At 35.4% G+C, this 20,595-nt stretch carries 16 protein-coding genes; 10 read left to right on the forward strand and 6 right to left on the reverse strand.

The annotated features are described in order from the left end of the window. Window positions 1–67 precede the first annotated feature (67 nt). A complete protein-coding gene (locus MCS_RS02070) occupies window positions 68–445 on the reverse strand; it encodes a DUF5330 domain-containing protein (RefSeq protein WP_004855020.1) in 378 nt (125 codons plus the stop codon). Window positions 446–1,111: 666 nt separating this feature from the next. On the opposite strand from MCS_RS02070, the gene MCS_RS02075 reads away from it, so the two are divergent. Continuing rightward, window positions 1,112–1,921 carry a peptidoglycan-binding domain-containing protein gene (locus MCS_RS02075; protein ID WP_004855023.1) on the forward strand — a complete coding sequence of 270 codons (810 nt, stop codon included), beginning with the start codon at window positions 1,112–1,114 and terminating at the stop codon, window positions 1,919–1,921. A 211-nt stretch (window positions 1,922–2,132) separates the two neighbouring features. On the opposite strand, the gene ppdK is transcribed toward MCS_RS02075, so the two are convergent. The 3 genes from ppdK to MCS_RS02090 form a co-directional block, all read right to left on the reverse strand. After that, the gene (ppdK, locus tag MCS_RS02080; RefSeq protein ID WP_004855026.1) at window positions 2,133–4,799 is read right to left on the reverse strand and encodes a pyruvate, phosphate dikinase; all 2,667 of its coding nucleotides are present in this window, start codon (window positions 4,797–4,799) and stop codon (window positions 2,133–2,135) included. A 179-nt stretch (window positions 4,800–4,978) separates the two neighbouring features. Continuing rightward, window positions 4,979–5,647 (reverse strand): DsbA family protein, encoded by a 669-nt coding sequence (locus MCS_RS02085; protein WP_004855029.1) that lies wholly within the window; start codon window positions 5,645–5,647, stop codon window positions 4,979–4,981. An 82-nt stretch (window positions 5,648–5,729) separates the two neighbouring features. Continuing rightward, window positions 5,730–6,230 carry a DUF721 domain-containing protein gene (locus MCS_RS02090; protein ID WP_024864157.1) on the reverse strand — a complete coding sequence of 167 codons (501 nt, stop codon included), beginning with the start codon at window positions 6,228–6,230 and terminating at the stop codon, window positions 5,730–5,732. Between the two features lie 209 nt (window positions 6,231–6,439). Here MCS_RS02090 and mutY point away from each other — a divergent pair, with 209 nt between their 5' ends. Continuing rightward, entirely contained in the window at window positions 6,440–7,492 is a 1,053-nt protein-coding gene (mutY, locus tag MCS_RS02095; protein WP_004855033.1) for an A/G-specific adenine glycosylase, read from the forward strand. A gap of 57 nt (window positions 7,493–7,549) precedes the next feature. Here mutY and MCS_RS02100 read toward each other — a convergent pair whose 3' ends face one another. Further along, window positions 7,550–8,686, reverse strand: coding sequence for a site-specific DNA-methyltransferase (locus MCS_RS02100; protein ID WP_004855035.1), 1,137 nt, complete (start codon window positions 8,684–8,686; stop codon window positions 7,550–7,552). Between the two features lie 342 nt (window positions 8,687–9,028). Between MCS_RS02100 and MCS_RS02105 the strand changes: the two genes are divergently transcribed. The 7 genes from MCS_RS02105 (at window position 9,029) to MCS_RS02135 (ending at window position 18,777) form a co-directional block, all read left to right on the forward strand. Beyond that, on the forward strand, window positions 9,029–9,724 hold the full coding sequence (locus MCS_RS02105) for an HAD family hydrolase (RefSeq protein WP_004855039.1): 696 nt from the start codon (window positions 9,029–9,031) through the stop codon (window positions 9,722–9,724). Between the two features lie 1,023 nt (window positions 9,725–10,747). Beyond that, window positions 10,748–11,092, forward strand: coding sequence for a hypothetical protein (locus MCS_RS02110; RefSeq protein WP_004855041.1), 345 nt, complete (start codon window positions 10,748–10,750; stop codon window positions 11,090–11,092). Between the two features lie 174 nt (window positions 11,093–11,266). Further along, window positions 11,267–11,629 (forward strand): hypothetical protein, encoded by a 363-nt coding sequence (locus tag MCS_RS02115; RefSeq protein WP_004855044.1) that lies wholly within the window; start codon window positions 11,267–11,269, stop codon window positions 11,627–11,629. Between the two features lie 69 nt (window positions 11,630–11,698). Continuing rightward, window positions 11,699–12,082 carry a hypothetical protein gene (locus tag MCS_RS02120; protein ID WP_004855047.1) on the forward strand — a complete coding sequence of 128 codons (384 nt, stop codon included), beginning with the start codon at window positions 11,699–11,701 and terminating at the stop codon, window positions 12,080–12,082. A gap of 612 nt (window positions 12,083–12,694) precedes the next feature. Further along, window positions 12,695–14,092 (forward strand): threonine synthase, encoded by a 1,398-nt coding sequence (thrC, locus tag MCS_RS02125; RefSeq protein WP_004855049.1) that lies wholly within the window; start codon window positions 12,695–12,697, stop codon window positions 14,090–14,092. Window positions 14,093–14,176: 84 nt separating this feature from the next. Then, on the forward strand, window positions 14,177–15,451 hold the full coding sequence (locus tag MCS_RS02130; protein WP_004855052.1) for a M16 family metallopeptidase: 1,275 nt from the start codon (window positions 14,177–14,179) through the stop codon (window positions 15,449–15,451). A 440-nt stretch (window positions 15,452–15,891) separates the two neighbouring features. After that, window positions 15,892–18,777 carry an EAL domain-containing protein gene (locus MCS_RS02135; protein ID WP_004855054.1) on the forward strand — a complete coding sequence of 962 codons (2,886 nt, stop codon included), beginning with the start codon at window positions 15,892–15,894 and terminating at the stop codon, window positions 18,775–18,777. Between the two features lie 277 nt (window positions 18,778–19,054). Here the strand turns inward: MCS_RS02135 and MCS_RS02140 are convergent, their stop codons facing one another. Further along, window positions 19,055–19,639 carry a YqgE/AlgH family protein gene (locus MCS_RS02140; protein ID WP_004855056.1) on the reverse strand — a complete coding sequence of 195 codons (585 nt, stop codon included), beginning with the start codon at window positions 19,637–19,639 and terminating at the stop codon, window positions 19,055–19,057. A gap of 67 nt (window positions 19,640–19,706) precedes the next feature. On the opposite strand from MCS_RS02140, the gene MCS_RS02145 reads away from it, so the two are divergent. Next, a complete protein-coding gene (locus MCS_RS02145) occupies window positions 19,707–20,594 on the forward strand; it encodes a protein-disulfide reductase DsbD domain-containing protein (RefSeq protein WP_004855060.1) in 888 nt (295 codons plus the stop codon). Window position 20,595 lies beyond the last annotated feature (1 nt).

Genomic DNA, 20,595 nt, shown 5'->3' on the forward strand with positions numbered 1-20,595 from the left:
CATTTGGTTGACAGATCAGTCTCTTATTTCTTAGCATAAAGCTAGCACCGAACATTAAATTCCTATATTAGGGTAATGTCGTAGAGCCGTGTTTTTGTGTAGGCTCTTTTACACCCAAATTGGGAGCAGAGCTTTGAGAAGCTTTCATATTTTTGTCATCCAAGATATGTCCAAGATATTCATAAGCTGCTGTAGCACCATAATATGCGCGTTCACCAAGTGAATGTAAAAAGGATTTACCAACTTTACAAGCTTGTATGTTACGATCACAAAATGTTCCTAAATCATTTAAAGCTTCCTTAAAGGCAATAATTACATTGCTAGTCGTTGTATGCTCCTCTCTTGTTGAAGGAAAATAATTGTTACTTGGCTTTGCTACAAAAAATGAAATAACAACAAAAACAAAAAACAAAAACAATGACAATTTGATTAAAAAACGTATCATGGGCGATCGATATACCGCAGTTACAAATATAAAATATATACTCTTCTTCTTTATAAGAAATTTATAAAATCAGTATTTCATAAAATTTCGTATTCGATTTATAAAATTTGTATCATAAACTCTGTTATAATAAAATATTATACAGCGGTATACAAATATGGTCCATTCTTCTTTTCATAAGCCACTTAACATTAATATTTACACAATAAAACAGTAAATAAAAACGTTGGAGATATATAAGTGCATATGCATATTATAATCATGTGTATAAATACACCGCGATATAAAAAACAAAAAGAATCTTATAGTAGTGAATGAGATTTAGGTCACTGTATGATATATCATCACAATCTCCGCTTTATAAGAAAGTAAAGAGATAAAATTATGAGGGTTCAGTAGAAAAGACTATTATCTTGCAGATATGCAATCACTTCCGTTGAAATTTATTGGATATGTGTGAAAATGATTCATATCAGAATATACATAGCATAATAGATAATCACATTGACCGCATCATTGCTCAAAGATGTAAATGCATACACAATATAAGATATTTGAAAGGAGAGAGAGCAATGACGCAAATGAATTACTTCCGCTAGAAGCAAAAATCACTTATATTCGTTCTTGTATATAAAAAAATTGCAATTGGAAATAAAAATAAGAATAATGGTAAAAAAACGAAAGCCACATAGAGCAAAATCTGTAAAACAGCGTAAATATTACAGCAGTATTGTTGTCACGATTTTTCTTGTCAGTAGCCGTCTACTTTTTTGGATAGCAAGACGTCTTTATTTCTCTACACGCAAAAATTTTTTATTTTTCATTGGTTCCTTTCTTTTCGCTCTCAGTTTTGTATTTGTTTCATTTAATGCTTTATTTTCTCAAATGAAATTTATACCCGCTTTAAATATAGAAAAAAATTCCACTTTGTCAGAAAAAGAAGCAAACCTTCAAACAATTTCTCGCATTGTTTCTGTATCTCCTTTGAAACATTCACGACAAAATTTGCCATCTCTGTCAGAAAACACACTGCAAATGCAAAAAAAACTGGCAAAACTGGGACTTTATGATGGTCCTTTAGATGGAGTAGAAGGACCCAAAACACGTCGTGCCATAGCATTATGGAAACAACAATCTGCCCACAAAATGCAAAATAGTGCTGTAACTGAACCCATAACAGATGAAATTGCGGTATTAATTGAACGTAACGAAATAGAAATGGCAAATGAAACAACAAAAGCTAAAAATTTGCCTCGTTCAAAAGAAACTTTTCTAGATCCTTCTGTTACAGATATTACAAAAGTGCAAAAAGCTTTACGTATGTTTGGCAATCAAGAAATTACTGTCTCAGGTGTAGAAGATCAAAAAACCGTAGAAGCTTTAAAACAATTTCAAAAAATGTTTGAGCTTCCTATAACAGGTAAAGTCGATCACGCAGTTTTGATGAAAATGCGTGAAGTTGGCTTGCTTAATTGAATGCAAGCACTTATCTTATAAAGTTGGTATTAAAAGCATGCAAATCAGGTATCTTTTTTCTTATGCTTCTCTCATAGGCGTGCTCAAAATACATCTTCCTCTCTCCAAATCATATGAATTACAGTATATTCTAGAGACTTTCTTTTGTAAGGGAAGTGGAGAAATGTAATTTTTTTGAGTATAGCACCGCAACCCCACTTTTTAACAAAGCCTATGCCTTTTTTGCAATTGCTGACTGTGCTGCTGCTAAGCGTGCAATTGGTACTCGGAAAGGAGAACATGAAACATAATCTAAATCATTTTCTTCACATAAAGCAATAGAAGCAGGATCACCTCCATGTTCACCACAAATTCCCAATTTGATTTTTGCACGCTGTGAACGTCCACGCTTCGCAGCAAGAGCAATAAGCTCCCCTACTCCATCACGATCAATTGATACAAAAGGATCTTGTTCCAAAAGCCCTTTTTGAAAATAGGTTGCTAAAAAGGGCGCGGCATCATCACGTGAAATACCAAAAGTCGTTTGTGTCAGATCGTTTGTCCCAAATGAAAAAAACTCCGCAGTTTCTGCAATTTTATCTGCCTGAAGTGCTGCTCTTGGAAGCTCAATCATCGTTCCAACCATATATTGAATATTGATTCCCTTTTCCTTCATTACTTCACCTGCAACTTGATCAATACAAGCTTTTACAAAATTAAGTTCAGATTTCAGTGCAACAAGCGGTACCATAATTTCAAGTAAAACAGGCGAATCAGATTTTTGAGCAGCTTCCGCTGCTGCTTCAAAAATTGCTCGCGCTTGCATTTCCGCAATTTCTGGATAAGTAATAGCCAAACGGCATCCTCGTAATCCAAGCATAGGGTTAAATTCATGTAGCTGCTGCGCGCGTTCTGCAAGCACCTCAGCAGAAATCCCCATAACCGCTGCAACATCAAAAATTTCTGCATCCGTTTTTGGCAAAAATTCATGTAATGGGGGATCCAATAAGCGGATAGTAACAGGCAAACCACACATAATTTCAAACAGTTCAGTAAAGTCTGAACGCTGCATTGGCAAAAGCTTGTCCAGTGCCTTACGACGGCCATTTTCATCATTACTTAAAATCATTTCACGCATGGCAATAATACGTTCACCAGAAAAAAACATATGCTCCGTACGACAAAGACCAATACCTTCAGCACCAAAAGAACGTCCCATACGTGCATCAGCTGGTGTTTCCGCATTAGCGCGAACTCTTATACGCCGCATCCCATCAGCCCACTCCATCAATTTTGCAAAATCTCCACAAAGCTCTGGTTGCAACATAGCAACTTTCCCTTTGAAAATCTCCCCACTTCCACCATCAATGGTAATGACATCACCTCTTTTAAAGCTTTGTCCTGAAGCAAACATTGTATGCGTATTATAATCAATCCGAACACTTCCAGCACCAGAAATGCACGGCTTTCCCATACCACGTGCAACAACAGCAGCATGACTTGTCATACCACCGCGTGTCGTTAAAATCCCTTCTGCAGCGTGCATACCATGAATATCTTCTGGGCTCGTCTCTACACGTACCAAAATAACTTTACGGCCTTCTGCCGATGCAGCCTCAGCCTCTTCTGAGGTAAAAACAATTTCACCCGTTGCTGCCCCAGGAGAAGCAGGCAAACCACGCGCAACAACAAAACGCGCCGCTTTGGGATCTAATGTTGGATGTAAAAGCTGATCAAGGGATTTTGCATCAATACGCATCACTGCTTCTTCACGGCTTATCAATCCCTCCTCAACCATTTCTATCGCCATCTTTAAAGCCGCACGTGCCGTTCTCTTGCCCGAACGTGTCTGCAACATCCACAATTTACCTTTTTCAATCGTAAATTCGAGATCTTGCATATCTCGATAATGTTGCTCAAGCTTCTGTGCAATCTGGTACAACCTCAAAAAAGCTTCTGGCATAACTTGTTCTAAGGATGGCTTATTTGAACCTGCGATAATACGCGCATTTTCTGTGATATTCTGAGGAGTGCGAATCCCTGCCACAACATCTTCACCTTGTGCATTCACTAAAAACTCACCATAAAGCTCTTTTACCCCTGTCGACGGATTGCGCGTAAAAGCAACACCTGTCGCTGAATCCTCACCCATATTGCCAAATACCATCGCCTGGACATTCACTGCCGTTCCCCAACTTTCAGGAATATTATGTAAACGACGATAAGTGACCGCGCGCGCTGTCATCCAACTTGAAAAAACAGCTCCAATCGCACCCCATAACTGTTGTTCAGGATCTTGCGGAAAAGGTGCTCCTAACTTATCTTCAACATATGCTTTATAAGAAATAATAACATCTTTCCAATCATCCGCGGTCATTTCTGTATCAATATCATAACCATTGCGCGCTTTTACTTCATCAAGAATCTCTTCAAAATTTGAATGATCCAATCCCAAGACAACGTTAGAATACATTTGGATAAAACGGCGATAACTATCATAAGCAAAGCGTTCATTATTGGCTTGTAAAGCAATTGCTTTCACGGTTTCATCATTCATACCAAGATTAAGCACTGTATCCATCATTCCTGGCATAGAAGCCCGAGCTCCTGAACGAACGGAAAGCAAAAGGGGTCTTTTTTCGTTACCGAATTGGCGTCCTGTTTGTTCACCAATATGTTGAAGTGCTTGCCTAACAACTTCCTGTAATTCCTTTGGATATGACTTATTATGTGCATAATAAAAATTACAAACTTCTGTCGTAAGAGTAAATCCAGGAGGCACAGGTAGACCAAGATTACTCATTTCTGCCAAATTAGCCCCTTTCCCGCCAAGAAGATTGCGCTCTTTTGCGCTTCCTTCTGCACTACCATCACCAAAACTATAAACCCACTTCGTCATGGTAAAAATCCTCCCATATCAGCATAAAAAAATCACTTTAATTAACCGAGCTCATTATGAAAACAATGCCTCGATTTAAAATTGGCTAAACAAAAACATTGCTTTCACAAATGTACAAAATCAATTCTTCCAAAAGGGAAATAGCTACAAATATCAACACACATTTTCTAGAAGGAAAATTATTTTTTAAGAAAACTATCAATCACAGAAAAAAAAGATTCTACTGACATTACACCTTCGTGCATCTTACCATTGATAAAAAAGGTAGGTGTTCCTGTAACGCCAAGCTCTCTTCCGCGTTCAAAAGATGCATTCACTTCCTCTAAAATAGACTGATTTTTCAGACAGGCTTTAAAACTTTCATCCGTAAACCCCGCCATTAAGCTGATTTTCTTCAACGGTGTCACAGCGTCTTTCACAAAAACCCACTCGTTCTGTTTTTGAAACAATATTTCTATTAAAGGAAAATAGCGATCTTCTGGTGCGCACCGCGCCAACATAAAACCTGCCGTTGCTCGCGCATCAAAAGCATACTCCCGAAAAATAAACCTTACTTTTCCTGTTTTGATATATTTTTTACGTATTTGCGGAAGTACATCATTATAAAAGTTTGCACAATGCGTACACGTTAATGAAGCATATTCAACAATCGTTACTGGTGCATTTTCCTCTCCCTCAACTCTATCTTTAACCTTACCTGCCTTAAGGACTTCATCCATATCAACAGTCATATCAATAGTTGAAATGGGTTTAGCACCCCCCGCTAAAACATTAGATATACTAATTGATACAATTGTCATTAAAAGAAAAATTATAGCGAAAGGTAAAAAAGAACGGTGATTTATCATAAACAATACTTTTCTGTTGTTATTAAATGAACAAGAATCCAAATTTATTCATATCGGAAAGATACACGCAAAATATCTTGCTTTATTTATTATTTTTTTCTGCAAAAATGCAACAGCCAAGTTCATACAGTGATTGACGCAAACTGTCATTTTCAATTCCTTTAAGCATTTTTTCTACATATTTTTTATTTTTTTCATTTGAAGCTTGCTTTATCGACAGGCGATCTGTGAAAAATGATATGCGCTTTTGCTCAATCTTGATACGATCAATAGCAATATAACCAAAAAAACTATTAATTCTATGAAGCAACTTATCTGTTTCATGCATCAATTTTAATGCAGCAAATCCTTCACATGCCACTACAAGTGTTGCTGGTTTAAAAACTTCCTCTTGATTTGCGCGACGTTTCCAAATAATTTTTAATGGCATAGTATGTTCACTGATATCATAACCAGCAATTTGTGGCCAATGTTCTATAAGTGCCATATTGAGTCCTGTCCGTTTGCGTAAAACCGGATCAAGCATTTTGGATACCGTCTCAGAAATAGAATAAAAATGGCGTTTTCGAAATTGTTTGCTCATTTTCTAGATCATCATTAAATCATTTGCCGAAATATAATAATTTTTCTTTTCTCCGAGAAATATTACCCAAAAAAATGCATAAAACACCAATAAAATTCGATCTCTACCTCAGCAAAAATCCTATAACAAAGAAATAAAGTAAACCATGAATTATAAAATAAATACTTTTTTCTTTTGCTTTTTTTTGCACCCTATGCTTGAAAATAATCATGCATGAAATTTCTTCGCGCCTCCTTTCTTGGTACGATCAGAAGCACAGGTATTTACCATGGCGCATCACCCCTAAAGAACAATCACAAGGCATTCGCCCTGATCCCTACCACGTTTGGCTTTCTGAAATCATGCTTCAACAAACAACTGTCGAAGCCGTTAAACCTTATTTCCAAAAATTTCTAAAGCTTTGGCCTGATCTCCCTTCTTTAGCAAGAGCCTCACAAGAGGATGTTATGAAAGCGTGGGCTGGCCTTGGCTATTATTCACGCGCACGCAATCTTAAACATTGTGCCCAGCAGTTAATTGAAAACCACAAAGGACAGTTTCCACAGTCCGTAAAAACATTGCGTACTTTAGCAGGTATCGGAGATTATACCGCTGCCGCAATTGCTGCAATTGCCTTTAATCAACCTGTAGCCGTTGTTGACAGCAATGTTGAACGCGTTATAACGCGCTTATTTGCTATTGCCTTAATATTGCCCAAAGCAAAAGCAGAAATTAAAGAAAAAACACAAAAAATTACTGCATTTAACCGCCCTGGTGACTTTGCTCAAGCCATGATGGATTTGGGCGCAACAATTTGTACACCGCGGAAACCATCTTGTTTACTCTGCCCTCTTCAAAGTTTATGTGAAGCAGCCAAAATGCAAAAAACAGAGTTTTTTCCAGTCAAAGCCCCGAAAAAAGAGCGCCCTTTAAAAACTGCTACTGCTTTTGTCATACTTAATGAAAATAGACAAATTTATTTAGAAAAACGGCAAGGTAAAAAATTACTCGGAGGAATGACGCAAATTCCAAATGATATAGAAATTAATCATAAAAGCGGGCTTCAAAATGCACCTTTTATTGCCAATTGGCAATTCAAAGGACAAATCACACATCTTTTTACCCATTTTTCTCTGAAACTTGATGTTTATTCTGTTATTGATATGCGTGAAATGAATCGTGAAAATGGCTGGTGGTGCAATATCAATCATCTTTCTAAAGAAGCACTCCCTACCGTTATGAAAAAAGCCATTTCTATAGCAATTCCTAATTCTTTTGGATAGAATAACTCTTCTCACAAAAAAATTACATATTCAATTGATCGGAAATGATATCATTTCTTATAGAATACCAGTTTTTAACATCTGTGAACGTATTATCATCCTTAAATTATCTATGGACTTTAACCGTCCGTTTTCCTCATAATACCAAAAGGTCCAACCGTTACAGCTTTGCGAATCTTGCGCCTTTCGTCCCATTGCATGTATAGAACCAGCTTCACCACCATGCATAATCGTACCATCGGCTCTTACGATAGCAGATACTTGTTTTTTCCGATCATAAAGAACTTCGCCAGGATAGAGCAAACCTGCTTCAAGCAAACTGTTAAATGCTACACGCGGTTCTGCTTTTTTTCTATCCAAAATCGCCAATTCTGGTCTGTCTAAAGGTTTTACAGCCGCAATTCTCTCACATGCCGCATCTATATAGTCTTGCTCACGTTCAATACCTACGAAATCACGCCCTAGAAGTTTAGCGACAGCACCTGTCGTTCCTGAACCAAAAAACGGATCAAGAATGACATCACCAGGCTTACTAGAAGCCATAATAATACGTGCTAATAACGCTTGTGGTTTTTGTGTTGGATGTAACTTATGCCCTGCCTCATTTTTTAAACGTTCAGCACCAGTACAGAGAGGAAAAAGCCAATCTGAACGCATTTGTAAATCTTCATTTGCAGCTTTTAAGGCGTCATAATTGAACGTGTACTTTTTATCCTTTTGATCTCGAACAGCCCAAATAAGTGTCTCATGAGCATTTTGAAAGCGACGTCCTCGAAAATTAGGCATGGGATTATTTTTGCGCCAAATGATATCATTAAGCATCCAGAAACCCAAATCTTGTAATGCGGTACCAACCCGAAAAATATTATGGTAAGATCCAATAACCCAAAGCGTCCCATTGGGTTTCAATACACGACGACAAGCGAGCAACCACGCGCGCGTAAAAGCATCGTAAGCAGCAAAACTCTCAAACTGATCCCACGCATTATCAACCGCATCAACAAGCGAATGATCTGGACGATATAAAGCACCCTCTAATTGTAAATTATAAGGTGGATCAGCAAAAATCATATCAACAGAATGTTTGGGCAGTTTTTCCAATACTGCAACACAATCTCCCTTGAAAATTTTATTACGCCACGACGTCTGTAAAGAAGTACGAACGAAACCTTTTTTAAGCTGAATAACTGACATGCAATATCCAAAAAATGAACTAAAATTATCCCATAATCAGAATGATTTATAGGCTCGCGTTATTGGATTATTTTGACAAAATATAGTAAATGTATTGTTAAACTCGTTCAAAAATTATATGTGCTCATACGAAATTGAAATTTATTTTGCTCTTTCAGAAAAAATAAGAAATTTTCACACTGGCAAACTCTTATTTTTCTTTCTTTAAATGTTTTGATCACATATCTTTATATTTCATAAAACGAATCAGAGTTATTTTAAAGCATATTTTTATGAAATAAAGTTATTCTCAATAACATTTTCACACGTGTTTTAAACTACAAATCGGTAAAGGAATAGCTTATGCCTCAGATAGATCTCATTATTTTTGATTGCGATGGAGTTCTTGTAGACTCTGAATATCTCGCAGCAAAAATCGGATCTCAATTACTTAAAAAAGCGGGATATGAAATATCTCCTGAAGAGCTGAGTGAGCGTTATGCGGGACTTATTTTTCGCGACATTCTTAAACATGTTGAACAAGAAATAGAAAAACCAATTTCTGCTCATCTCATAGATCAAATGACAAACCTTTTTCGAACACAAATAAAAACTGAATTACGTGCTATTAATGGTATAAAGGAAGCCGTAGAAAACGTTAAATCTCTTTATCCTTATTGTATCTGCTCTAATGCAAAGAGTGTAGATATAAAAGAAATGCTTACTCACGTTGGCCTTTATAACCTTTTTGAAAATAAAATATTTTCTGCACCTGAGGTTGGAACAAAAAAAACGAAACCTGCTCCTGATATTTTTCTTTTTGCTGCACAACAATTACACGCAGCACCACAAAATACTATTGTTATTGAAGATTCTGTTCATGGTGTACATGCTGCAACAGCAGCAGGCATGCGCGTTGTTGGTTTTACTGGAGGATCACACAGTTATCTTAGTCATTCTAATGCGCTTGTAGATGCTGGTGCTGAAACAGCTATCGCCAAACATGCCCATTTAGCGGAAGTGTTAGAAGCAATGTCCATATGGCAAGATCTGTCATAAAAAGAACTTTGAAATATACATAAGCCATATAACCTTTAAATAACAGTTTTACTAAAAGATTTTGTTTATCCTTATTTAAATGTATTTATAATGCGCTATACATCATAAACAGCTCGTATGTATTGTTATCCTATTACCGCCTCCTAATTTCCACTCAATCTAAGCGTTCTTTGTTATAAATAAAGAACTCTAGCTTCATTTCTATAACACAGCATAAAAATAAAAAATTGAAAATGAAACGTTTTTCTCCTTTTGATAACAAAATACAATTAAACGCAATAATCGAATAACGCCTTAATATAAGCTTTTCCTTAATGCAATATCTCTTATAAACAAACACTCTAATCAATAAATCTCATATTTCATTTTTTAAGAACTTATATAATTCGTGAATTTTTCAGACTTTTATCCTCTTTTCTTACTACATATTGAAAACAAAATTGCGCTTTTATCACTTAATCCTATCAAATTTTTAAACACGACTTGTAATATATTTTTGTATAATTGAATTTATTATAAAAGAAATTATAGCCATAAATAATCTATCTACTGCTTTTTATATTAATCTCTCTAAATATTCACAAAATAGATAAATAAAATGTTTTGTTCCTTCTCTCTTCCGTAATTAAGATTTCTTTCTCATCCATACCAATAATTCTTTAACTTAAAACTATCAGCGTATAACCAATCATGTATGTTTCTATATCATACATAAAATATTCAAAATGTATTTTAAAAATTAATACATAAGCTATTTATTATAGATTAGAATATATTATTTTTATAAAGTTACTTAATCAATCTTTTTAAAACTAATTTTTTGTAATTTTTTTATAGTTTCAATCATATTAAATCAAACAAAAATAAGCACAAAACCATTATGTGTTTTTACTATTGCATAAAAATACATAATGGTGTAGATTACGTAGACGGCGAGATTCAATTTGTTCAATTTGTTTATTAAATAAACTAATAATTTTTATTTACTCTCGCTACAACTATAAAGTATTTGAGGTAATAACTATGTTAAAAAATTTTAAAAAATATGTATTAAGTATTTTTACATTTACTTTTTTTCTTTCACAAATTGTAAATGTTAACGCAAACTATTTAAGAAATATTTCTCAGCAAGAGAATTCTACTATTTCTGTAATAGAAAAGGAAAACAATAAAGCAATCAATATGGCTACTCTTTACGCTTCAGATTTCATTTATGGAGTAGGAAATGAAACTACTTCTGAAGGAAAAATTGAAAAAGTAGTCGATGCTCTTACAATAGGAACAGGAATAATGTTTGCTGGATATGCAATAAACCTCATAGGGATGATAATAGGATGGATAAAAGACATAGTGTTAATGTTTAAATAAGCACTTAATATAAAATCACAATATCCACCATTATGGATTTTAACATCTGTTTATTAAAATCCATAATAAATCATTTAAGTACCTGCAAGTGCACAACACAAGCACCATACTCCAGAATCTACACAGCATCCATGAGAATGCTATTAGAGATTAGGAAGTAATTGAGGTGAGATTATGACAAAAGCATTTAAAAATCACGTATTAAGTATTTTTACATTTACTTTTTTTCTTTCACAAATTGTAAATGTTAACGCAAACTATTTAAGAAATATTTCTCAGCAAGAGAATTCTACTATTTCTGTAATAGAAAAGGAAAACAATAAAGCAATCAATATGGCTACTCTTTACGCTTCAGATTTCATTTATGGAGTAGGAAATGAAACTACTTCTGAAGGAAAAATTGAAAAAGTAGTTGAACCCGTTAGAATAGGAAATTTTGGCTTTGGGATGGCAATAGGATACGGAACACAAGTGTTGGGTATGCTATTAGGATGGATAATAGCTAAAATAGCAATACTCATCAAATCTTCTATTTAAAATTGAAGTTTCATAACCATAAGATCTTTTAGTATAAAATGTAAACAATAAAATATGAGAGGTAAAATTATGGTCAAACCATTTAAAAGTCATATATTAAATATTTTTATAATGACTGCTTTTTTTCTTTCACAAGTTATAAATGTTAATGCAAATCATTTAAAAAATGATCCTCAGAGAGAAAATATTTCTGTTTTTGTAGTGGAGCAAGAAAAGAAGAAAGCTGTTAATATGACTGCTTTCTATACTTCAGATTTTATTTATGGAGTAGGAAATGAAGCTACCGATAAAGGAAAAATTGAAAAGGTATTTGAACCTATTACATTAGGAGTTTTCACTGAAATAGGAGCTCTAAGTTTTGGATTCTTAACCGGATCTGTTATGGCTATATTTAGTGCAATAATCGGATGGGTAATAGGTAAAACTAAAGCTGCAAAACCCAACGCTACATGATAATTTAATTATGCTTAGAAATATGCTATAAATTAACATCTAAACTGCAGCCTGCCTTAAATAATAGGCAGGTTGTTTTTGTGCTCTCTTCTGTCTATGACCTTACTTACTAAATAACACTGTGTAACACAAATAATACATGGAAAATGATAATTTAGACTGAATAAAGTTTACTCCAAATGCATAAAATTCTATGAAATTACCTCTTAAAATTCTCTAACATAAATTACAATGTGCCATTTTGGAGAAATTAATTATAAGATGCTTTTTGCATTATACAAAGTAAGAGCAAAAAATAGAAGCAATCAATTTTTCAAGAAAAGTCTTTGATAAATACCGTTCTATATACTATCAATATTCAGGCAACTGTATAAACTCATACAAATTATAAAATAAGCGATTGAATACTAGAAAAAAAATCAGCTATAATAAATTATTTAATAAATATCAATGACTTACATATAAACAACTAAAAGAAATTATGCTAATGCTTTTTATCATTTATATGCATAAATACATAAAGATTCATTCATTTAACAATTTCAATATTGTTAAAAACATGCAATATACAATTTCATTCGTTCACCAAAAAATAAATGAAAGAAAAGATTCATGAAATATATCAGCACGAGAGGTGAGGCTCCTGCTTTAAACTTTACCGAAACTATCATGACTGGGTTGGCTTGTGATGGCGGTCTTTATCTTCCAGAAAAATTTCCTCAATTATCACCCAATGCATTACGAGCGCTCCGTGGGCAATCCTATACAACAATTGCTAAAACTATTCTTTGGCCCTTTGTGAATAATGAGATTGAATATACAACTTTTGAAAATATCATTGCTAATTCTTATGCCACCTTCCGTCATCCAGCAACCTGTCCATTGCTGCAAACAGACACTGATGAATTTATTCTTGAACTTTTTCATGGCCCTACTTTGGCTTTTAAAGATGTTGCAATGCAATTTCTTGCGCGATTGATGGATTATGTACTCACTAAAAAAAACAAACGCGCAACAATTATCGCCGCGACATCAGGTGATACAGGTGGTGCTGCAATACAAGCTTTTGCAGGAAAAGAAAATTCAGACATTTTTATTTTGTTTCCTAAAGGGCGCGTATCACCTATTCAACAGCGACAAATGACCACCGATCACAGCCCAAATGTTCATGCTATAGCCATTGAAGGAAATTTTGATGATTGCCAAGCTCTTGTCAAAGCACTGTTTAATGACCATGATTTTCGTCAAAAAGTAGCGCTCTCAGGAGTTAATTCGATAAATTGGGCGCGTATTATGGCGCAAATCGTTTATTATTTTTCATCTGCTCTTTCCTTAGGAGCTCCTGATAGAGCTGTATCATTTACTGTCCCTACTGGGAATTTTGGTGATATTTTTGCAGGCTATGTCGCAACCCGTATGGGACTTCCTATCGCGCAACTGGTTATTGCAACAAACGATAATGACATTCTTACACGCACATTAATCAGCGGAACTTACGAAATACAACCAATAATCCATACAATATCACCCTCTATGGATATTCAAGTCTCTTCCAATTTTGAACGCCTACTGTTTGAAAGTGGCGATCGTGATCCAGTGTGGATTCGTAATGCAATGGAAAATTTGAAAAAAACAGGACGTTTTAATCTTGATGAAAAACAGCTCAAAAACATTCGTTCCTTGTTTTCCGCTGGAAAAAGTAATGTAGCTGAAACAACACAAATAATTGATAATGTTTATAAGGAAAGCGGATATTTTGTTGATCCTCATACAGCTGTAGCGCTTAAAATAGCACGTGAAAACAAGCAACCGCATATTCCAATGATCGTTCTTGCCACCGCTCATCCTGCTAAATTTCCTGATGCGATTAAAAATGCCTGTGGTATTCATGCTCCATATCCCTCTTGCCTAAATAATTTAATGGAACATGAAGAACATTTTATAAGTCTTGCTAATGATGAAAAAATAGTAAAAAATTACATTTCTTTAAAATCGCATGCATCTTATTGAAGTTAGCAGCATTGTTTCAAATCAGGAATATTCTAATGCCCTTACAATAAAAATATAGGGCTTGTTTAATGGAGTCGTAAATACATGCGTGTAGATATTAGCCGCCTTAGCAATGGCTTGACTATCGCTACATATAGAATGCAACAAATTGATAGTGTTGCTCTGGGAATATGGGTTAAAGTTGGCTCACGCAATGAGACATTCACACAACATGGCATAGCGCATCTTCTTGAACATATGGCTTTTAAAGGAACAGAAAACCGTACAGCCTTTCAGATTGCATCCAATATTGAAGATGTTGGCGGTGAAATAAATGCCACTACCAGTACAGAAACAACTGCTTATTTTGCGCGTGTACTTAAAAATGATATCCCCCTTGCTATTGATATCCTTGCTGATATCTTGATGTATTCAAAATTTGATGAAGAGGAATTAGAACGAGAAAAACAGGTAATTTTTCAGGAGATTGGTGCCGCGCGTGATGTACCTGATGATGTTGTTTTTGATCACTTTACTGAAACAGCCTTCCGTCACCAGTCTCTTGGTCGTTCTATTTTAGGTACACCGAAAACAATTCAATCATTTACATCTGCTGACCTCCATAATTTTATGAATAAACAATACAGCGCAGACCGTATGATCATCGTTGCGGCAGGAGCTGTAGAACATGAAAATTTCCTGCAAGAAGTCGAAAGCCGTCTTAAAACTTTTCGTTCCCATTCAACAGCCCCCCTTACCAACCTTGCAAATTATGTTGGTGGCGACTTTCGTGAATATCGCGATTTAATGGATACACAGGTTGTCCTTGGTTTTGAAGGACGTGCCTATCATGCACGTGACTTTTATGCAGCACAAATTCTTTCAATTATTCTTGGGGGGGGGATGTCATCACGCCTCTTCCAAGAAATAAGAGAGAAACGCGGATTATGCTACTCCATTTATGCTTTTCATTGGGGCTTTTCAGATACTGGACTCTTTGGTATTCATGCTGCCACGGATCAAGAAGGGCTAAAAAAACTTCTCCCAGTTATTCTTGATAAACTCTCTAAAACAAGCAAAAATATCCATGCGAATGAACTTCAACGTGCACGTGCACAATATCGTGCTAGCCTTACAATGTCACAAGAAAATCCAGCCAGCCAAGCAAACCTTATTGCCCGCCAAATACTTCTTTATGGTCGACCAATTCCCATATCTGAAACGATTGAACGCTTAGAACTCATTACTCCTGCAAGGTTAACTGATTTAGCTAACCGTCTTTTTATCAATTCAACTCCAACATTAGCCGCTGTTGGACCCGTTGGTTCTCTGATGAATTTCGATGACTTAACATCAACTCTTTCATCCAATATGAAGTAAACTTAAATAAAGTTTTTTTAACATTTCAGTGCATTCCAATGGGAAAATGCTTTTAAAAGAAGCTCTGAATAATATGCACATGTTTTACAATAAAATTTACAACAAAAATTATTTCTCCTGAATAAGTTTGGGAAATATTGATCAAAGAGCTGTACAAAACTACCAAATTCACGCTTCATGTGATAAGGAGTCCTATGAGCAAAGGTATATCAATGAAATCTAAAAACATATGGTTTAATTTTCCTCCTCTAAGAATGAAATTCCATCAGTTTCAAGCACCATTAAGTTAAATAGATATCCGATTTCTCTTTGTGCAAAATCGTATAACTTAAAAAAGGAACGGTCGCTGATGTTCTGTAAAATAAATGGGAAAAGGTGAATGTGTGTTCTTGAAAAGCTAATTAAAATTAAACATCCTAAAATACTGAGAGTGAAACATTGTGAAGAGTTTGCGTAAAATTATTGACATTATTTTTATTGTAGTAGTCAGCTCTTTCTTCTACTTTACACCTGCACAGGCAGTTGAGCCCGTTAAAATTTCTTCTCAAGATGCCGCTCTTGACCTCTCAAAAGCAATCGAAATTCACCATACGAAAAACTCTATCTTTCAAACAAGTACAGCACCAGGACCAGATGGTATTGTGTGGCGCATTGAAGTACAGGCGAAAAGTGAAAACTTTTCTGGAAACTGGGCTGTATTTTCTCTTGCAAATCCCACGGACGAACAAATAGATCGTCTCATTGTTGCACCCCATTATCGCATGGCACATTCAGGTTTTCTTTGGCCGGACCTTGGATCAGCGCGAATCCAATCCATAACTCCAAGCGAAGGTTTTTCACTTGATCGTCAATCTAGTGCAAACTCAGATATCTTTCGTATTACACTTAACCCCGGTGCGGTTGTCACATTTGTTGCAGAACTTAACTCTGAAAATTTACCGCAAATTTATTTATGGCAACCTGAAGCTTATAAAGATGCAATCAACTCTTATACGCTTTATCATGGCATTCTTCTTGGTATATCTGGCCTTTTAGCGCTCCTCTTAACTGTTCTTTTTGTCGTCCGTGGAACAGGCCTCTTTCCTGCAACAGCAGCTGTCGCTTGGGCGGTTCTTTTTTATATCGGAATCGACTTCAATTTTCTAAATAAATTCTTTTCAGTCACATTAACAACACAACCAATTTGGCGCGCTGGTACAGAAGTAGCGCTTGCCGCTACACTCTTCATTTTTCTCTTTACTTATCTCTGTCTGAATCGCTGGCACTATCATTTTAGTTATGGTGCAATTGTATGGACCATTGCACTATGTGGTCTGGGGGCATTTGCAATTTATGATCCTACCAGAGCAGCTGGAATCGCTCGTCTATCATTTGGCCTCACTACTGTACTCGGTATATTCTTAATCAGCTACTTTTCGATCCGAAATTATGACCGTGCCATCATGCTTATCCCGATATGGTTGCTCATTAGTTTCTGGACTTTTGGAGCTTATACCTGCATAGTAGGATATTTAAACAATGATATTATCCAACCAGCTTTATCTGGAGGATTAGTCCTCATTGTTCTTCTTATCAGCTTCACTGTCATGCAACAAACTTTTTCCAATGATGCTTTCCACGAAGGTATCTTTTCCGACCTGGAACAACAAGTGCTTGCAGCAAAGGGAGCTGGAAATATTATTTGGGACTGGAATGTCGAACGAGACCGCATTGTTGTTCATCCAGATATGAGAACTCTTTTGGGGACTGAAACTCACAAACTCAATGGGTCTATGCGCAATTGGATTTCAGCTTTACACTACGATGACCGTGAGCGCTTTCAAGCCATATTGGATATCATTCTTAAAAATAAAAAGGGACGTATTGATCAAATTTTTCGACTTTCCTCCGGCGGGGGCTATTATCATTGGTTTTCTCTTCGTGCACGCCCAGCAATGCAAAAAGATGGAAAAATTACGCGTGTTATTGGAACTATTGTCAATATCACTAACCACAAAAAATCTGAAGAACGCTTATTACATGATGCGATTCACGACAGCTTAACAGGCCTCCCAAATCAGCAAATTTTCTTCGACAGATTACAAAATTATACCTCTTTGGCTAAAGCAAATATTAAAATTCGGCCTACTGTTTTTATGATTGATTTTGATAATTTTCGTCAAATTAATAGCAAATTAGGTATCGCGGTTGGTGATACTGTATTGCTCATCATAGCACGCCGTTTAAGTCGTCTTATTAATTTTCAAGATACTTTGTCACGTCTTTCCGCAGATCGTTTTGCAATCATTTTGCTTAGTGAAACTGAACCACTGAAAATTGCAGCATTTGCAGAGCATCTGCACAAAACAATCTCAGCACCTATTTCACTTTCAGAAAAGAAAATAACGCTTTCAACATCAATTGGACTGGTTACATGGAGTGAAACGAGATCAACTGCCAAAGACATTTTAAATGATAGTGAATTAGCAATGATTCGTGCAAAACAAATGGGTGGAAACCATATTGAACCCTTTCGCCCAAATTTTCGCACCTTGGGTCTAGAACAAAATACTCTAGGACAAGATGTTCATTTTGCCATAAAACGTAATGAAATAAAAATCCTCTACCATCCTATTCTTAATTTGTCAGATGGGCATATTATTGGTTTTGAAACAATTGTAGAATGGCATCATCCAAATTATGGAAATTTAAATGTCTCTGATTTTATCAAAATCGTAGAAAATGAACAAATTGTTATGGATTTGGCACAATTCATCATCGAAAATGCCCTAACTGATCTTATAAATGTACAAGAAAAATTCTCCCAACAAACTTTCTTTATTTCAATCAATTTACCAAGCGCAGAGATGGTTCATCCTCGCTTCATAAATCAATTACGTTCCACACTTCTTCGCCACCCACTTGATAAAGGACGTTTGATGATAGAAATATCTGAGTTTGTCCTTAGAAAAAATCCTGAACACTCAGCGCATTTTCTTGAACAAATTAAAGTACTTGGAATAAATCTTGCACTGGATAATTTCGGAACAGGTTATTCGTCACTTGCCTATCTCGTTCGTTATCCATTTGACATGGTAAAATTAGATCGTTCGCTTATCTCTATCGATTCACCTAAGAAAAAAATTGTCCTCAAATCTATTATTAATATGGCTACCGATCTTAATTTGCAAATTATCGCAGAAGGTGTTGAAAATGAAAAAGAGGCAATCTTCCTACGCCAAGAAGGTTGTAAATATGTTCAAAGTACACTCGTTACCAAACCAATTGCCGTAGAAGAATTAATCACTCTTGTTCAAAATCACTTCCCTTATACAATTAAAACCTAAGTTCTGTGCCCTCATCTAAGATAGATGAGTAATTTAAGCTTAATCTAGAAACTTCATAAAAGAAAAAGCTTTTCTTAAATCACCAAAGGATATATTCGAAATTTTTTATTTCATTGAATGAATCGACTAAATGGGCTTTTTTATTAAGAAATTTGATAATTGTGCGTTGTTTTTGTTTAAGCAAGAAAATGAAGAGGTTATCACTCTCTACTTTTAATCTCAAATCTTCCTTAGAGGCATAAAATCTTTAAAAAGCACTTAGAAAAGAGAAAACCTTCTACGCATGCCCCATTTCAGAAATGAGATAAGTTGGATCAATCCCCATGCGAATTAAGCTTTCATCATACTTACGGCTTAAATCGCTTTCAAAAAGAACACTGGATGATGCAGAGCTTATCAGCCAGCCATTTGTAGAAATTTCTGCTTCGAGCTGTCCTGCTTTCCATCCAGCATAGCCTAATGCTATAAGAGCACGTTGTGGACCTTGTTCGCAACTAATTGCCTTTAATATATCAATCGTTGCGGTAAAACAAATCTTGTCTGCAATAAAAACGGTTTCTTCACAAGCATAATCATCTGAATGGAGCACAAAACCACGTGAAGGATCAACAGGACCACCGTAACGTACTGGAAACTTTTTTATGGGTTCGGAAAGATCTTTTTTTTGAGAACTGTCTATGATTCCAAGATGAAGCAAGAGCTCTGGGAAATTAATATGGTGCAATTGATTGAGAATAATTCCCATAGCACCAGCATCAGAATGCGCACATACATATATAACAGAACGAATAAAGCGTTTGTCATTCATCCCAGGCATTGCTATAAGTAACTGTCCACTCAAAAAGCCATCACACTGCTTCATCAATCTGTTACTCTCCATAATTCACATATTTAAATTTGGTTCAGTTAGTATAAAAAATAAAACTCTCATGAGAAAAATTCAAATATTTATAAATTTATACAATATCGCAATTTTCTTTCATAAAAAATTCTTAGTTACTTTAAGCTTAACATGCATATTTTTAGGATTCATTAACTGCTTCGTTAGTGCGCAAACAAAACAAAAACAATATCTCTTTGCAACAAATTGGTATGAATCAGATGGTGCTCGTATTAGATTGGCCATCACAGAACCATCTCTTTCTGGAAGAAGAAAAGGCATCATCGAAATTATTCTGAAGCCAGGATGGAAAACCTACTGGCGAAATCCAGGCAGTTCAGGCATGTCCCCCTTTTTTAATTTCAACCAACAAGCCTCTTATGAAATTTTTTATCCCACACCACAGCTTTATGAAACAGAAAATGACTGGTCATTAGGCTATAAAGATGATGTGATGTTGCCCTTTAGTATTTCCGGTTTAAGTAAAAGTCTAAGTGGTACTTTAACTCTCGGATTATGTAATGAAATCTGCCTTCCATTTACTGTTAACTTTGATTTTTCGCCATCAGCTCTCCAAAACAAACGTCTTCCTATTTCTCTTTTAGAAAATGCTCAAGCTGCTCTTCCTGACACAATGCATCATAAATTTAAAATAAGCGCTGAAGCTGAAAAAGACACGAATACCCTTCTCATAAAAATACAAAGTAACAAAAATAACAGACCTTCTTCTCTCTTTTTAGACGGAGGAGAAATGCAAATTGGACGAGCAAAAAAAATAATTCATGATACAGAATATACGCTCTTTAGAGCTCCTATCCATTTCATGCCAAATAAACCAAAGCAAATTATCTTTTATACTATTTCTTTTAAAGATCGTCCCTTCAGTGGAACATTCATACTCCATACACCATTAAACTCTCTTTCTACTCCGCAATAAA

The sequence above is a fragment of the Bartonella doshiae NCTC 12862 = ATCC 700133 genome (assembly GCF_000278155.1).
Classification (GTDB): domain Bacteria; phylum Pseudomonadota; class Alphaproteobacteria; order Rhizobiales; family Rhizobiaceae; genus Bartonella; species Bartonella doshiae.

What these genes read in the sequence shown, in the direction of transcription:
- MCS_RS02145 (WP_004855060.1), top strand. Translation starts at nt 19,707, where the DNA reads ATGAGAAAAATTCAAATATTTATAAATTTATACAATATCGCAATTTTC.
- MCS_RS02115 (WP_004855044.1), top strand. Translation starts at nt 11,267, where the DNA reads ATGACAAAAGCATTTAAAAATCACGTATTAAGTATTTTTACATTTACT.
- ppdK (WP_004855026.1), bottom strand. Translation starts at nt 4,799, where the DNA reads ATGACGAAGTGGGTTTATAGTTTTGGTGATGGTAGTGCAGAAGGAAGC.
- MCS_RS02120 (WP_004855047.1), top strand. Translation starts at nt 11,699, where the DNA reads ATGGTCAAACCATTTAAAAGTCATATATTAAATATTTTTATAATGACT.
- MCS_RS02085 (WP_004855029.1), bottom strand. Translation starts at nt 5,647, where the DNA reads ATGATAAATCACCGTTCTTTTTTACCTTTCGCTATAATTTTTCTTTTA.
- MCS_RS02140 (WP_004855056.1), bottom strand. Translation starts at nt 19,639, where the DNA reads ATGAAGCAGTGTGATGGCTTTTTGAGTGGACAGTTACTTATAGCAATG.
- thrC (WP_004855049.1), top strand. Translation starts at nt 12,695, where the DNA reads ATGAAATATATCAGCACGAGAGGTGAGGCTCCTGCTTTAAACTTTACC.
- MCS_RS02105 (WP_004855039.1), top strand. Translation starts at nt 9,029, where the DNA reads ATGCCTCAGATAGATCTCATTATTTTTGATTGCGATGGAGTTCTTGTA.
- MCS_RS02100 (WP_004855035.1), bottom strand. Translation starts at nt 8,686, where the DNA reads ATGTCAGTTATTCAGCTTAAAAAAGGTTTCGTTCGTACTTCTTTACAG.
- MCS_RS02130 (WP_004855052.1), top strand. Translation starts at nt 14,177, where the DNA reads ATGCGTGTAGATATTAGCCGCCTTAGCAATGGCTTGACTATCGCTACA.
- mutY (WP_004855033.1), top strand. Translation starts at nt 6,440, where the DNA reads ATGCATGAAATTTCTTCGCGCCTCCTTTCTTGGTACGATCAGAAGCAC.
- MCS_RS02090 (WP_024864157.1), bottom strand. Translation starts at nt 6,230, where the DNA reads ATGAGCAAACAATTTCGAAAACGCCATTTTTATTCTATTTCTGAGACG.
- MCS_RS02070 (WP_004855020.1), bottom strand. Translation starts at nt 445, where the DNA reads ATGATACGTTTTTTAATCAAATTGTCATTGTTTTTGTTTTTTGTTTTT.
- MCS_RS02075 (WP_004855023.1), top strand. Translation starts at nt 1,112, where the DNA reads ATGGTAAAAAAACGAAAGCCACATAGAGCAAAATCTGTAAAACAGCGT.
- MCS_RS02110 (WP_004855041.1), top strand. Translation starts at nt 10,748, where the DNA reads ATGTTAAAAAATTTTAAAAAATATGTATTAAGTATTTTTACATTTACT.